Source organism: Pseudoxanthomonas mexicana (assembly GCF_014397415.1).
Classification (GTDB): Bacteria; Pseudomonadota; Gammaproteobacteria; order Xanthomonadales; family Xanthomonadaceae; genus Pseudoxanthomonas_A; species Pseudoxanthomonas_A mexicana.
On the sequence record NZ_CP060731.1, the window covers coordinates 897666 to 912935 of the forward strand.

Annotated in this window: 8 protein-coding genes and 1 pseudogene; 7 read left to right on the top strand and 2 right to left on the bottom strand. The window is 66.9% G+C overall.

Annotation, left to right across the window (positions count from 1 at the left end):
* Nucleotides 1-14 precede the first annotated feature (14 nt).
* Nucleotides 15-1112, bottom strand: a complete 1098-nt coding sequence (locus IAE60_RS04090; protein WP_185894768.1) for a dipeptide epimerase — start codon at nt 1110-1112, stop codon at nt 15-17.
* Nucleotides 1109-2563, bottom strand: a complete 1455-nt coding sequence (locus tag IAE60_RS04095) for a C40 family peptidase (RefSeq protein WP_187573975.1) — start codon at nt 2561-2563, stop codon at nt 1109-1111. The genes IAE60_RS04090 and IAE60_RS04095 overlap by 4 nt, the downstream gene beginning before the upstream one ends.
* 260 nt (nt 2564-2823) lie before the next feature.
* Between IAE60_RS04095 and IAE60_RS04100 the strand changes: the two genes are divergently transcribed.
* The 7 genes and pseudogenes from IAE60_RS04100 to IAE60_RS04130 all read left to right on the top strand — a co-directional run bounded on the left by IAE60_RS04100 (nt 2824) and on the right by IAE60_RS04130 (nt 15088).
* Nucleotides 2824-4239, top strand: a complete 1416-nt coding sequence (locus IAE60_RS04100; protein ID WP_187574654.1) for a transglutaminase-like domain-containing protein — start codon at nt 2824-2826, stop codon at nt 4237-4239.
* Nucleotides 4240-4293: 54 nt separating this feature from the next.
* The gene (locus IAE60_RS04105) at nt 4294-7323 is read left to right on the top strand and encodes a TonB-dependent receptor (RefSeq protein WP_187573976.1); all 3030 of its coding nucleotides are present in this window, start codon (nt 4294-4296) and stop codon (nt 7321-7323) included.
* A 139-nt stretch (nt 7324-7462) separates the two neighbouring features.
* The gene (locus tag IAE60_RS04110; RefSeq protein ID WP_187573977.1) at nt 7463-8239 is read left to right on the top strand and encodes an N-acetylmuramoyl-L-alanine amidase; all 777 of its coding nucleotides are present in this window, start codon (nt 7463-7465) and stop codon (nt 8237-8239) included.
* A gap of 365 nt (nt 8240-8604) precedes the next feature.
* On the top strand, nt 8605-11481 hold the full coding sequence (locus IAE60_RS04115) for a TonB-dependent receptor plug domain-containing protein (RefSeq protein ID WP_187573978.1): 2877 nt from the start codon (nt 8605-8607) through the stop codon (nt 11479-11481).
* 152 nt (nt 11482-11633) lie between these two features.
* Nucleotides 11634-13094: pseudogene (locus tag IAE60_RS04120) on the top strand (serine hydrolase); the annotation flags it as partial.
* Nucleotides 13095-13154: 60 nt separating this feature from the next.
* Nucleotides 13155-13826 (top strand): M15 family metallopeptidase, encoded by a 672-nt coding sequence (locus IAE60_RS18950; protein WP_187574655.1) that lies wholly within the window; start codon nt 13155-13157, stop codon nt 13824-13826.
* Nucleotides 13823-15088, top strand: a complete 1266-nt coding sequence (locus IAE60_RS04130; RefSeq protein ID WP_187573979.1) for an NAD(P)/FAD-dependent oxidoreductase — start codon at nt 13823-13825, stop codon at nt 15086-15088. The genes IAE60_RS18950 and IAE60_RS04130 overlap by 4 nt, the downstream gene beginning before the upstream one ends.
* Nucleotides 15089-15270: the final 182 nt, after the last annotated feature.

The window sequence follows — 15270 nt, forward strand, 5'->3', positions numbered from 1 at the left end:
CGTCGCCGCCGGGCTCAGCCCGGCAGCAGCTCCAGCCCGCGGATCTCGCGGATGCCCAGGCCCGGCGCATCGGTGATGGTGATTTCCGATTCGTTGAAGATCACCCCGCCTTCGACCGGGTTGAACTGCCCCAGCGACGGACCGTCCAGGTCCACCTTGGTGATGACGTTGGCCTTGGCCGCGGCCACGTGCACGGCGGCGGCCACGCTGATGCTGGTCTCGATCATGCAGCCGATCATGCATTCCACCCCGTACAGCGAGGCGATGTCGGCGATGCGGATGGCGTTGGAGATGCCGCCGGTCTTCATCAGCTTGATGTTGATGATGTCGGCGGCGCGCATCTTGATCAGGTCGATCACCTCGGTGGGGCCGAACACGCTCTCGTCCGCCATCACCGGCGTGTGCACGCGATCGGTGACGTACTTCAGTCCGTCCAGGTCGCGCGCTTTCACCGGCTGTTCCAGCAGCTCCAGCACCACCCCGGCCTCCTCCAGGTGCTGCATGGCGAACACCGCCTGCTTGGCAGTCCAGCCCTGGTTGGCGTCCAGGCGCAGCAGCGCGCGGCCCTCGACGGCCGAATAGATGGCCTTCACCCGCTCGATGTCCAGGCCGATGTCCTTGCCCACCTTGATCTTCAGCGATTCGAAGCCGCGCTCCACCGCGCTGATCGAGTCGGCCACCATCTTGTCGATGTAGTCCACGCTGATGGTGATGTCGGTGGTGATGACCGGATCGCCGCCGCCCAGCATCTTGTACAGCGGCGCGTCGTAGAGCTGCGCCCACAGGTCGTACACCGCGATCTCCACCGCGGCCTTGGCGCTGGTGTTGCGCTCCAGCGCGGTCTGGATGAGGTCGGTGATGCGGTTGAGGTTGGCGATGTCCTGGCCGATCAGGCGGGGCCGGATGAACTTGCCGACCGCTTCGACGATGGAGCCATGCGTGTCGCCGGTGATGACCGCGGTCGCCGGCGCCTCGCCATAGCCGACGTGGCCGGTGTCCGTGTGCACGATCACCACGATGTCCTCCACCGTGTCCACCGTGCGCAGGGCGGTCTTGAACGGTGTCTTCAGGGGCACGCGCAGCATGCCGAACTTGATATCGGTGATCTTCATGGAGCCCCTTGGGGACGGATGCGCTGGATGGCGGTGATGCGGTCGACGGTGGACTGTTCGCTGTTGAACAGCAAGGGCTCCAGCGGGGTGACCGCGACGGAGTTGAGCCTGGCGCGCACGGTCTTGCCGTCGGCGCCGCGATAGGTGATGCCGGTGGTGTCGTGGATGGTGTAGGTGATGCCGTTGTCGTGGCCGATCACCATCATCACGTGGCCGGGGATGTACACCAGGTCGCCCACCTGCAGCGTGCGCAGCACGGCCAGCCGCTTCTCGTGGCTGTCGCCGGGGTCGAAGCCGATGCGTTCCAGCGCCGGGCTGACCGCCTGCGCACTGGTGTTGCGGGGCAGGACGATGCCCATGCTGCGGTAGACCTCGGACACGAATCCGCTGCAATCGCGGCTGTCGTACCCGTGCCCCCAGCCGTAGCGCTCGCCCAGGAACTTGAAACCCTGCTGCAGGAGGTTGGCCGGCGTCAGCGGCAGATAGTCCGGCGCCACATCGGCGGTGCGCGGCAGCAGGGCAGGCAGCAGGGCCAGCGAGCCGTCCCCGCGCCGCACCGGCAGCTGGATCACGTGCGAGGTGTAGGGGTGTTGCCCGTTCACCGGGGCATCGGCCGGCCAGTCGGCCAGCACCGGTACGCGCACGCCCATGTCCAGTTGCAGCGCCGACAGGCCGGGCTCCTCGGGGTTGTAGACGGTTCGGGCGGTCGCGCCCGTCACCACCAGGCCCGGGCCGCTGCGGCCGTAGCCGAACACGGCGTCGCGGCTGCCCACGGCGACATGCCGCTTCTCGATCCAGGCGGCATACAGCGGGCTCACCACGAAGTACCACGCGCCGTCCGCACTGGTATGCGCGATGACCACCGGCGTGCCGGGGAACAGGGCGCTTTCCTGGAAGCGGTCGATGTCGGTGTCATCCGCGCTGTTGAACACGCGCTCGCGGGTGGGGAACGTCCGCAGGTCCGCGCGGTGCACCACCAGGCCGTAACTTGCGGGGGCCTGTTCGGCCACGGCATCGACCGCCGCGTTGGCCGCGATCGCCGCCAGGCGGGCCGCCGCGATCTCGCGGCCCTGGTCGTCGTACAGCGTGCGGGTGGGCGGGGCCGACAGCGGATCCAGCCATGCACGCACATCGGTGCGCGTCAGCGTCGCGGGCAGGGCTTCCAGGTCGTGGACGTGGCGGTCCTGCTGGCGCATGCGCGCGTTCTGCGCGGCGACCCCGGGGGCGTCCAGCAGGAGGCGCTGCGGCTGGGCCAGCCTGCCGATCCAGTAGTCGGCCTGCAGGTGGTGGTCTTCGACCCCGATGACCGCGTGGCGCGGCACCGGCAGGGGCTCGCGTGCGGTGGCCGACAGCGTGGCGCCCAGCAGGACCAGCGCCAGTGCGCGGGCCAGGGCGCCGCGTCCGGGTGTGCGCGGCCACGCGCTGGGCCGGTACGGCGTCGATACGTTCATCCACTCCCCTCCATCAGTCCCGCCCTTGGATGCACATGACGCCATGCCGGGGGTGGGTTCTGCAAGAATATTTATTTCTCACGAGATAAAAATCAAGAATAAATTATTGACCCTCGCATTTGCCTCGTGTTACACAACCGTGACCAGTCGGCTAGGGGATGTTCGACGTGGATGCCAGCGGTAGCCAGCACACCATTGCAGTACGCGGCAGGCGCCGGCAGCGCCGGCTGGCCGCGTGGCTGTGTCTGGGCGGGTGGCCGATGGTACTCCTGGCGCCGGGACTGGCCATGGCGGGCGATCCGCTGGCGGCGATCGTCGCCGACATCGACCGCGGGCGCTTCCACGAGGCAGATCAGGCGATCGATCGGGCGTTGCAGGCGCGCGGCGTCGCCGACGCCCGGGCGCTGCAGTTCCAGCGCGAGCGCATGCGCCGCATCCGACTGGACTTCGGCCTGGATGGTGCGACGGTCAGGCAGCGCATCCGCGCACAGGTACCGGACCTGCGCGAAGACGAGTTCCAGCGGTGGGACGCCGCCGGATTGATCGAGCGCCTCGACATCGACGGCGAGCCCCGCTACTTCAACCGCTCGGTGTCCAACCTGTTCCGGCTGAGCCCGGAAGCGGCCGCCCGCCGCGCAGCGCCGGTGCGCCCCTTCGTCCAGGGGCCCTACGAAACGCTGCATCGCCATCACCGCGACGTAGTGCAGGTATCCAAGGCGACGGGCGCGACCAGCGTGCTGCCCCGCCGCGTCCGCATCACCCACCGCATCACCGTCAAGCCCGACGCGGTGCCGGCTGGCGAGACGGTGCGCGCATGGATTCCCTATCCGCGTGCCATCGCCGGCCAGCAGGAAGCCATCGCCCTGGTCGAGAGCCGACCGGCCAGGCCGCAGGTCGCGCCCGAGCGCGCGCTGCAACGCACGGCCTATCTCGAACAGTCCGCCATCGCGGGCCAGCCGACGACCTTCTCGCTGACCTACGAAGTCACCGTGCACGCGCGCCGCGTCGCGATAGATCCGGACCGCGTGGTGCCGCCCACGCTGACGCCGGAGCTGGAGCCGTTCGTGGCCGAACGCGCGCCGCATGTGGTCTTCAGCGACGACCTGCGCCGCTTCAGCGCCGACGTCGTCGGCGACGAGACGAACCCCTACCGCATCGCGCAGAAGCTGTTCGCGGCGGTGGACCGCATCCCGTGGGCGGGCGCCCGCGAATATTCCACCCTCAGCAACATCAGCGACTACGCCTTCCGCGCCGGCCACGCCGACTGCGGACAGCAGACGCTGCTGCTGATCACGCTGTTGCGGATGAACGGCATTCCCGCGCGCTGGCAGTCGGGTTGGGCGTATTCCGAAGACGTCGAAGGCCACGACACCATGCACGACTGGGGCGCGCTGTACCTGGCGCCCTACGGCTGGGTGCCGATGGACGTGACCAGCGGTCAGTTGGCCTCGGACGATCCGGCCCTGCGCTGGTTCTACCTGGGCGGGCTGGATGCCTACCGCGTCGCCTTCAACGACGACTATTCGCGCGACTTCATCCCCGCCAAGCAGCACGAGCGCTCAGAGACGGTCGACCTGCAGCGCGGTGAAGTGGAGTGGAGGGGCGGGAACCTCTACTTCGACCAATGGGATTACCAGTTCGAATGGACCGTGCTGCCCCGGGACGGGCGCGGCTGATCGCAACACCACCACCACACGATTCAACACCATCTTTAGCAGGAGAGAGCGGGGATGAAAGGCAAGGTTCTGAAGAAGGCGGCACTGGGCATGGCGTTGGGCGCCTGCCTGGCGTCGATGGCGCCCCTGGCGATGGCGCAGAGCGCGACAGGTGCGGTCGCCGGCCGTGCAAGCGCGGGCGACCAGATCATGATCACCAACACCGCCACGGGCGCGACGCGCTCGGTGACGGTGGGCGGCGACGGCGGCTACCGCCTCAGCCAGCTGCCGGTGGGCGACTACCAGCTGCAGGTCAAGCGCAACGGCGAGGACGTGGGCGAGTCCGTGGCCGTCAACGTCGCGCTGGGCGGCACCACCACCGTCAACCTGGGCAGCGACGGCGGCGTGGTGAACCTCAACGCCGTGCAGGTGGTGGGTTCGCGCGTGATCAACCGCGTGGACGTGCGTTCGACGGAGTCGGCCACCACTATCAACCGTGAGGAACTGGCCCGCCTGCCGGTGGCGCAGGATCTCAGCTCGGTCGCCCTGCTCGCACCGGGCGTGGTCGGCGGCAATTCCAGCTTCGGCGGCATTTCCTTCGGCGGCTCGTCGGTGGCCGAGAACTCGGTATTCATCAATGGCCTGAACGTTACCGACTTCTACCGTCGCCAGAGCTTCTCCACTGCGCCGTTCGCGTTCTTCCAGGAATTCCAGGTCAAGACCGGCGGTTACTCGGTGGAATTCGGTCGCAGTACCGGTGGCGTGATCAATGCGGTGACGCGCTCGGGCAGCAACGAGTTCAAGGGCGGTGTCGAAGTGACCTTCGAGCCGGAAGCCGGGCGCGCGACGGCTGATGATCACCTGTTCTACGACACCGATGCGAACGGCAATCCGGTGCCGGTCTATTACCGCGCCAGCCAGGACAGGCGCACCTTCAGCAAGGCCAACGTCTGGGCTTCCGGACCTGTCGTGAAGGACAAGCTGTTCCTGTTCGCCATGTTCGAGCAGCGGGACAACCGCACGGGCTACACCAACGCCAGTGGCACCACGTGGACGACCGGCGAGTCGGGCAACGGGTTCTGGGGCACCAAGCTGGACTGGAACCTCAACGACGATCACCGTCTGGAGCTGCTCGCATTCTCCGACGAAGGTGATACCGACAGCACCACTTACGCGTACGACTGGGACACCGCCACCCGCGGTGGAATGAGCGGTGTGAGCACGACAGAGAGCGGCGGCAAGAGCGGCTCGCTGACCTACACCGGCCGCTTCGGCGACAACTTCTCCGTCAAGGCGATGTACGGCGAGAACAACAGCAGCAGCTTCGTGCGCTCGCCTGCCGATGCGCTGTGCTCGCAGGTGATCATCAACTCCAGCTACAACAGCGTCTACGCGGGCATGGGCCGGCCGCCGGTCAGCTGCCATCCGGGCGGCACGGTCATCAACCACGAGGACAAGCGCGAAGTCGGTCGTCTCGACTTCGAATGGGCGCTCGGCGATCACCTGTTGCGGTTCGGTCTGGATCGCGAGGTGATGACGACCGACCGCGCCTCGTTCTATCCGGGTCCGTCGCAGATGACCTATACGGTCTATTCGATGACGCCGGGGTCCGCACTGGACAACGGCGCCACCGTGCCGGCGGGCGTCAACGCCGTCGTAATGGGGCGCAAGCGCATCGATGGCGGCGTGTTCGACACCACCGCCAATGCCTGGTACGTCGAGGACAACTGGAGCGTCACGCCCAACCTGCTGCTGAACCTGGGCCTGCGCGTCGATGCGTTCAACAACAAGACCGCGGCCGGCAGCAGCTTCATCAAGATCGACGACCTCGTCTCGCCGCGCTTCGGTTTCTCGTGGGACATGAAGGGCGACGGCAGCACCAAGCTGTTCGGCAACCTGGGCCGCTACTACCTGCCGGTCACCAACAACATCAACTACACGTTTGCCGGCGGTCTGACCGACGAATACACCTACTGGGCGCTCAGCGGCTGGAGCCCGGCGACCAACCCGATCACCGGCTCCAGCTACATGCAGCCGGTGCTCGGGGCCCAGATCGGTCCGGTGGACGACGACATGAACGTCAGCGTCGGCGACCTGCGCCAGAGCGTGGATCGCGACCTCGACGCGGTCTACCAGGACGAGGCGATCCTGGGCTTCCAGACCATGATCAACCAGGCCTGGTCGTGGGGCGTCAATGCCACGTATCGCCGGATGACCAACGCGCTGGACGACATCCGCATCAACGCGCTGTGCGGCGTGCGCCACGGCAACCTGTGGCCTATCGCCAACCCCGGCGACCAGCTCACCCTCTGGGGCACCACCGCCATGGGCTGCGCCCAGGACGGCTGGGTCACCATCGACACCTCGCGGGAAGGCTACATCACCAGCGGCAGCAACCGGATCATCGGCTACTCCAAGCCCAAGCGCACCTACAAGGCGGTCGAGTTCCAGATCGACCGCGCGTGGGATGACAAGTGGGCGTTCAATGCGTCCTATCTGTGGTCGAAGTCGGAAGGCAACCACGAGGGCCCGGTCAACTCCGACACCAATTACGGTGACACCGGCATGGTCCAGCACTGGGACCACCCGGCCAACAACGAACGCTATGGCGTGCTGTTCAACGACCACGAGCACCAGATCAAGCTGCGTGCAAGCTACAAGTTCAACGAGATGTGGGCGGTGGGCGGTACGTTCACCGCGCTCTCGGGCGGTCCGATCACCGCGTTCGGCGTGACGTGGCCGGACGAGAACCTGGCCGTGGCCAGCTACACCAGCGAAGGCAGCGGCGGCGGCACCGGTTGGATCTGCGTGCAGAACTGCGGCGGCGCCTACGACCAGCGCGTCTATGAGTTCACCGAGCGTGGCGCATTCGGTCGCATGCCATGGACCTACAACCTGGGCGCCAACGTGACCTGGACGCTGCCGGTGGAAGGGATCGACCTGAAGGCGCGTCTTTCGGTCTACAACCTGCTCAATGACCAGGAAGTCATCAACGTGCGTGGTCGCTACGAGAAGCAGCCCGGGGTTTACCGCACGACGTTCGGTACCGGCACGCGCTGGCAGTCCCCCCGCTACACCCAGCTCGTGGTGACGTGGAACTTCTGATCGCGCAGCGCATGCGGTCGAAGCTGTGTCTCTCCCGTGGCCTGCCGTTCGCGGCAGGCCTTTCTTTTGCCCTGGTGCGCGTGCGCAGGGTGCGTGCGCCGTACTATTCCTGTAGCCCTGCCTTTGCGGAGGAACCGTCATGACCCTGTCCGTCCCACCCGCGCGGCGCATCCTGGCCGTCGCCGCCCTGACCGTGCTGCTGGCCGCCTGCGCGCACAGCGGTCCGCGCAACCCGCTGGCGACCTGGGTCCCGTCGAAGAACTTCGACGAGCGCCGGCCGGTGGTCATCGTGCTGCACTACACCGAGCAGGACTCCGTCGAGCAGTCGCTGGATACGCTGCGCAGCCGCAATAGCGGAGGACGCGTCAGTTCGCACTACCTGCTCGGCAAGGACGGAAAGATCTACCAGCTGGTCAGCGACGCGAAGCGTGCCTGGCATGCGGGCGCCGGACGCTGGGGCGCGATCACCGACGTCAACAACGCCTCCATCGGCATCGAGATCGACAACGACGGAAAAAGTCCGTTCCCCGATGCGCAGATCGACAGCCTGATCGTCCTGCTGCGCGACCTGACCACGCGTCTGCGCATTCCGCCCACGCAGATCATCGGCCACTCGGACCTGGCGCCGACGCGCAAGATCGATCCGGGCCCGCTGTTCCCGTGGAAGCGGCTGCACGATGCAGGTTTCGGCGTGTGGCCAGCCGACGCCACGCAGGACCCCCCGGCCGGGTTCGATCCCTGGTTGGCGCTGCAGGCCATCGGCTATTCCACCGACAACCGGGCAGATACCGTGCGTGCATTCCACCACCGTTTCCGCGGCATGGAAGGCACCGAACTGGACGCTCAGGACCTGCGCATCCTGCATGCGCTCACGCGCACCGCCGACACGACGCCACCCGCGCCGGCATCGCCCTGATCAGGAATATTCCAGTCAGTTTTTCTGTGATGCGAGAATAATTTATTGACTCATCGCAAGGGGCATGCTACACCGCTGTGAAAGGGGTTTTCCGTCGATCGCGGTAGGGGTCGACGGTGAGGTAGCCGGCGGGGGTGCCGGCGCAACAACCGAAGCATCAGGCAATGCCTGCAATGCGCGTCCGGAACGGGATGCGCCGGATGGCACGGATGGGGATCCATACGTTCCGGGGATGCATCAATGCGGTGTCCATGTCCTGCCAGGACCCACCGTACGCACGCAATCCCACGGGCGACGTGCTCCGCGCAATGCAGTGCATCGTATCGACCATGTAGTGCAGCGTCCTTTCAGCCCGGAGATCCCGCATGCCCATTCGCTCCCTTCCGCTCAAGCCAAGCCATCTCGCCGCCGCCATCATGTTGGGGCTTGCCGTTCCCGGCATCGGACTTGCGCAGGACGCGGCGTCTCCTCCCGAAAGCACGGCGCGCACGCTGGACACGGTGACGGTCACCGGTTCGCGCATCAAGCGCACGGAGATCGAGACCCAGTTGCCGATCACGGTGCTGCAGAAGGAGCGCATCGACGCCCTGGGCATTTCGTCCGCAGAGCAACTGCTGATGTTCCTCAACATCGCGGGCAATTCGTCCGACAACCTCGCCAGTAATGCCGGCATCGTGAGCGACGAACAGCGCGGCAACAACGGCGTATCGGGCGCCAACCTGCGCGGCCAGGGAGCCGACGCGACGCTGGTGCTGTTGAATGGGCGCCGCGTCGCCACTCATGGCCTGAAGGGCCGCGCGGTCGACCTGAATTCGATCCCCTTCGCGGCGATCGAACGGGTGGAGGTGCTGCGTGACGGCGCCTCGGCGGTTTACGGCACCGATGCCATCGGCGGCGTCATCAACTTCATCACCAAATCCGACTACACCGGTATTGAGGCATCCGCCTTCGTGGATGCCACCGAGGCCGGTGGCGGCAACATTTACCGGACCAACCTGCTGGCCGGCTGGGGCGACCTGGACCAGAACCGCTGGAACGTCTTCGGTTCGCTGACCTTCAAGAAGAACGACATCCTGCGCGGCAGCGACCGCGATTTCTCCAACACCTTCCAGCCGGACAGGGGCCTGTCGCCGGATACGCGGGGCACCCCGTTCGCCACCGTTTTCGGCCTGGCGGGCGGAATGATCGGGACGGGTCTGCAGGATCCCCAGGGTACGGCACGGCAGAGCGCCATCAACATCCTGAACCTGCCGGGCGGAGGCGGGTGCGAGGCCGGTGGCGATGCCATGGGGGCCTACGACTACCGGCTGTGGAATGTGCCGGGGTCGAAGTACGCATGCGCCTGGGATTACCCCGCCGCCGCGGTCATCCAGCAGCCGCAGGAAAGCGTGGATTTCATCGGCCGCGCGACGTTCAAGATCAACGACGACCATCAGGCCTACGTCGAGTTCATGGGCTCGCAGGTCGATGTCACCAAGATCTTCGAGCCCAACCAGATCTCGTCCAGCACCAGCGCCACGGCGGCGTTCAACCCCAACACCTGGTTCCCGCTCAATGCGACCACCCAGGACACGTACGACATGCTGTACGACGCCCTGTCCGATTACTTCGGACCGGCCGGCATCACGTACGGAAACCGCATCGCCTACCGCTGGCGCTGCATGGAGTGCGGTTACCGCCAGATCGACACGACCACCAAGGCCTATCGCCTGCTGGCCGCCTTCGAAGGCAAGTTCATCGGCAGCTGGGACTACAACGTCGGCCTGTCGCGCGCTTCCAGCGAGTCGTGGTCCGAGCTGGGCGGCGGCTACTTCTATACCGCCAACCTGCAGCAGCTGCTCGGCGACGGCATCCTGAATCCGTTCCTGCTGCCCGGCCAGAGCCAGTCGGCCGCTGCCATGCAGGGCCTGGCCGCGGCTTCCGCGCGCGGCGTACGGTTGTACGGCGGCGAATCGATCGTCACGACCCTGGATGCGTCGTTCTCCGGAAGCCTGGGCTTCTCGCTGCCGGGCGGTGACGTGCTGGCCGCGACCGGCTTCGACCTGCGCCGGGAGGAGTTCAAGTTCGACGGCAACACCTCGTCACAGGCGTCGCTGATCTTCAATGCGCCGTTCGACAACGCCAACATCCTCGACGACGTCAGTCGCGACATCAAGGCCGTGTTCGCGGAAGTCTATCTGCCTGTCACCCGCAACTTCGACCTGACGCTGGCCGCGCGTTACGACGAATACGACGGCTTCGGCGGCACCACCAACCCGAAGGTGTCCTTCAAGTACCAGCCCATCGAGGGTGTCGCGTTCCGTGGTGCCTACAGCACGGGCTTCAAGGTGCCTTCGTTCAACCAGCTGTTCAACGGCGTCACCGAAAGCCCTTACACCGGCCTGGATCTCGCGGATCCGGCAACGTGCCCGGGCGCCGTGGCCGATGCCAGCGTGCCGGGTTGCGAATCCATCCGCCCGGTCATCCTGACCGGCGGCAAGGAGGACCTGGATCCGGAGGAGTCCACGCAGAAGAGCTTCGGCGTGGTGCTGGCGCCGGTGGAATGGTTGAACGTGAGCGTGGACTGGTGGGAGATCGAACGCGAGAACACCATCCGTGGCGCTCCCCTGGAAACCCTCGTCGATTACTACGATCTGTTCTCGGCCAACTGGATCCGGGACGCGAGTGGCGAGGTGATCGCCATCGACCGCCGCTACATCAATTCGGGCGGCAGCCTGATGCGGGGCATCGAGATCGACGGCAACGTCATGGGCGAGCTGGCCGGTGGCAGCTGGCGCCTCAACCTCAACGGCAGCTACATCAACACCTTCAAGACCAAGGCGCTGGAAGCGCTGCCGTACACCGAGAGCCTGGTGGGCGACTACGTCCGCTACTACAACCTGCCGATCAAGTGGAAGCACACGCTCAACTTCGTCTGGCAGAAGGGCGACTGGGCGCACACGTTCAGCCAGATCTACCGCGACGGCTACAACGACGAGCTCCCCATCAGCGTGCGCAACGGCAGCTACATCCCCGAGAACTGGAATCCGCGCGTCTCCAACTACACCACGTACAACTACAGCCTGGCGTACTCCGGCTTCGACAACATGAAGCTGACCTTCGGCGTGAAAAACCTCACCGACGAAGATCCGCCGTTCACCGCGCACATGAACGACTATGCGGCGGGTGCGGGCTGGGAGACGCGTATCGCCGATCCGCGCGGGCGCGCCTACAGCCTGTTGGTCGAATACAAGTTCCGCTGAGCAATAGTGCGGAGCCCCAGGCGCGGCCGGTCCCTGGACCGGCCGCGCCGCATCAGTACGAACGCCACGTCGCTTCGGTGGCGGAGGAAGCAAGCGTGCGAAAGACAACGAACCTGCGACGGCCATTCCGGGGATGGCGGCAGGCATGCGCGATGCTGCTGGCCCTGTCGGGGCTGGGTGGCGGCCAGGTGCTGGCCGGTGACGATGGCCTGCGTGCGGCCCGCGACCGGGCCATCGACGAGGCCTTCGAACACTACCGCCTGCCCGGCCTTGCCGTCGGCGTGATCCGCGACGGCGAGATCGTCTACACGCGTACCCTGGGCGAACGCGAAGCCGGCGGCGGAGAACGGATCGACAACGCCACGCTGTTCAAGATCGCCTCCAACAGCAAGGCGATGACGGCCGGCGTGCTGGCGCGCCTGGTCGATGCCGGCAGACTGAAGTGGGACGACCCGGTCACGAAGCACCTGCCGCAGTTCCGCATGCACGACCCGTGGGTCACGCAGCAGATGCAGGTGCGCGACCTGCTGATCCACAACAGCGGCCTGGGCCTGGGCGCCGGCGACCTGATGCTGTGGCCGGAGCCCAACCGGTTCACCCGCGCCGACATCATCGCCGGCCTGCAGCACCTGAAGCCCACGCACAGCTTCCGTGCCGCCTACGCCTACGACAACCTGCTGTACGTCGTCGCCGGCGAAGTGGCCGCCGCGGCGGGCGGCGCGCCGTACGAGGAGCTGGTCAAGCGTGAACTGTTCCAACCGCTCGGCCTGTCGCGTTGCCAGGTCGGTGAATGGAACCGCGCCGAGGTAGGCAACGTGGCGCAGCCGCACATGCGCACGCCGCACGGCAACCGGGTCATCCGCGAGGACGAGACCATCGTGCCCAACGTCACCTCGATGGCCGCCGGCGGGATCCGTTGCAGCCTCGACGACATGCTGTCCTGGATGCGCATGTGGCTGTCGCCGGAGGCGCAGCCGGCCTGGTTGTCGCCCGCGCAGCGCCGGGCCGTCTGGACGGCCCACATGCCGATGCCCGTGAGCGCGCGCATGCGCGCCTGGGACAACAGCCACTTCTCCGCCTATGGCTACGGATGGCGGCTGTCCGACGTCGACGGCGCCTGGAAGGTGGCCCACACCGGGACGCTGGCGGGCATGTATTCGTCGGTGATCCTGCTGCCCGATCAGCGCACCGGCATCGTCATCCTGATCAATGGCGAAGGCGAGGCCGCGCGCACCGTGCTGGGGCAGGTGCTGACCAAGCAGATCACCCGGCCGGGCGAGACGCACAGCGTGGCGCACTACGCCGCGCTGCTGGACGAGGAGCGCGCCGGCGAACGCGCCGCCAAGCCGAAGCCGGATACCCGTCATCGCAAACCCGCCACCGCGGCGGCGCTGTCAGCCTGGACGGGCCGCTACCGGGATCCCTGGTTCGGCGATGCGACGGTCTGCGCGCAGGGCGATCGCGTGCGCTTCGCGTCGGCGCGTTCGCCGATGCTCACCGGCACCGTGATGCAGGTGGACGCGCGCTGGCTGGTCGACTGGGACGACGACAGCGTCGATGCCGAGCCCTGGCTGCATTTTTCGGCCGATGCCGGGTCGACCACGCTGGCGCTTTCGCACGTGGATCCCGAGGCGGACTTCAGCTACGACTACCAGGACCTCGCCTTCACCCGCGTGGCGGCGTGCGATGCGGCAGCCACGACGAAGGTCGACGTGTCGCCGGCCACCGATGCGGCCAGCGCGGGCCTGGTGGATGTCGCGCCGCTGGCGGAGGGCGTGCGACTGGACATGCGCTATGCCGGCACCGCCAACTTCACCGGCGCGCGCGTGCCCGGCTACGAAGCGAACACCTGCCTGCTGCTGGCGCCCGTGGCGCAGGCGCTGGCGAAGGTGCAGGCGGACGTGCAGCGCGAGGGCCTGTCGCTGAAGCTGTTCGACTGCTACCGGCCGGTGCGGTCGGTGAAGCATTTCGTGGCCTGGGCACGCGACGCCGCCGACCAGCGAACCAAGCCCGCGTTCTATCCCAACGTCGAGAAAGCGGCGTTGCTCGACGGCTACATCGCGGAAACCTCCGGGCACAGCCGCGGCGCCACGCTGGACCTCACGCTGACCCGCTGTGAGCGCGGAGCCTGCGTCGACCTGGACATGGGCACGCCCTTCGACTTCTTCGATCCCCGCGCCAACACCGCGCATGCCGACCTGTCGCCTGCACAGAAGGCCAACCGAGCGCGCCTGCTCGATGCGATGGCGCGGCACGGGTTCCATAATTACCCGATGGAATGGTGGCATTTCACCTTCCGGCCCGAGCCTTCCCCCCAGACCGCGTACGACGTTCCGATCCAATGACTTCCTCCCCCTCCTCCCTCCCGTCGCGGACCACCGATGTCGCGGTGATCGGCAGCGGCATCGTCGGTCTGTCGACGGCGCACCACCTGCTCGACCGCGGCCTGTCCTGCATGCTGATCGACCCCAAGGGTCCGGCGGGCGAGACGTCGTTCGGCAACGCGGGTTCGATTTCCGTCGGCAACGTGATGCCGCAGTCGACGCCGGGCATCGTGGTGAAGGCGCTGCGCATGCTCGCCAACCCGCTGGCGCCGCTGAAGCTGGACTGGGGCGTCAGCCCTTCGTATGCACGCTGGCTGCTGCAGTTCCTGGTGCAGGGACGTCCGCAGCACGTGCTGCCGATCATCGACGCGCTGAGCGCGATCAATCGCGCGTCGCGTGACGCGTGGCTCGCCCTGGGCGAGCGCATCCAGGCGCAGGACCTGATCGCGCATACCGGCTACCTGCATGTCTACAGCGAACAGGAGACGTTCGCGAAGGGCGAGTGGGAGCGCGACCTGATGCGCAGGCACGGCGTCGCCTTCGACGTGCTCGATGCCGCACAGCTGCGCGAGCTGGAACCCGGGATCGGTGCCGGCTTCCAGCGCGCGGTGTTCCAGCGCGAATCGCTGGCGATGCGCGACCCGGGCGATTTCTGCCGGCGCCTGTTCAACCACCTGAGCGCGCGCGGCGCCGTGCCGCTGACCGCGAGCGTATCGTCGATCGCGCGCCGCGACGGCGGCTACCAGGTCGATACCGATCATGGTCCGGTGCATGCGGGCCGTGTCGTCGTGGCGGCAGGCGCGTGGAGCAATGCGCTGCTGCGGCCGTTCGGACTGAAGATTCCGGTGATTCCCGCACGCGGCTATCACCTGATGTATCCGCAGGCGCAGGCCGTGGTCGGGCGCCCCACGCTGTGGGCCGAGCGCTACATGGTGGTGTCGCCGATGCAGGCGGGCATCCGCATGACCAGCATCAAGGAACTGACCGCACTCGACCGCGATCCGCACTATCACCTCATCCGCAGGCTCGACCCCGAGGCGCGCAAGCTGTTCCCGGGCATCACCGGCGAACCGGTCTCGGAATGGGCGGGCAACCGGCCGTGCACGCCGGATTCGCTGCCGATCATCGACCGGGTGCCGGGCGAGGAGATCTTCGTCGCCACCGGGCACGGCCACCTGGGACTGACCCAGGGGCCGGTGACCGGGCGCCTGCTCGACCAGATGATGGCGGGCCAGCCGACGGAGATACCGCTGGCGCCGTATGGGCTGGCGCGGTTCGCGTAAATCCTGCCTGTTCTTGTGGGAGCGACGTAAGTCGCGATCGCGGACGGTGGCGGTCCGGGCGCTTTGAGGACGACGGGCGTCCTTATCGATGCGCACGCCATTCGCTCATTTGGCGCTGCTCCCGGATCTCAATGCACTGCGGCCTGTGTTCGCGACTTACGTCGCTCCCACAAAGGCACCCG

Bases quoted from the DNA above. Each gene is read 5' to 3' on its own strand.
- IAE60_RS04105 (WP_187573976.1), top strand. From the start codon at position 4,294: ATGAAAGGCAAGGTTCTGAAGAAGGCGGCACTGGGCATGGCGTTGGGC.
- IAE60_RS04090 (WP_185894768.1), bottom strand. From the start codon at position 1,112: ATGAAGATCACCGATATCAAGTTCGGCATGCTGCGCGTGCCCCTGAAG.
- IAE60_RS04115 (WP_187573978.1), top strand. From the start codon at position 8,605: ATGCCCATTCGCTCCCTTCCGCTCAAGCCAAGCCATCTCGCCGCCGCC.
- IAE60_RS04130 (WP_187573979.1), top strand. From the start codon at position 13,823: ATGACTTCCTCCCCCTCCTCCCTCCCGTCGCGGACCACCGATGTCGCG.
- IAE60_RS04095 (WP_187573975.1), bottom strand. From the start codon at position 2,563: ATGAACGTATCGACGCCGTACCGGCCCAGCGCGTGGCCGCGCACACCC.
- IAE60_RS04100 (WP_187574654.1), top strand. From the start codon at position 2,824: ATGGTACTCCTGGCGCCGGGACTGGCCATGGCGGGCGATCCGCTGGCG.
- IAE60_RS04110 (WP_187573977.1), top strand. From the start codon at position 7,463: ATGACCCTGTCCGTCCCACCCGCGCGGCGCATCCTGGCCGTCGCCGCC.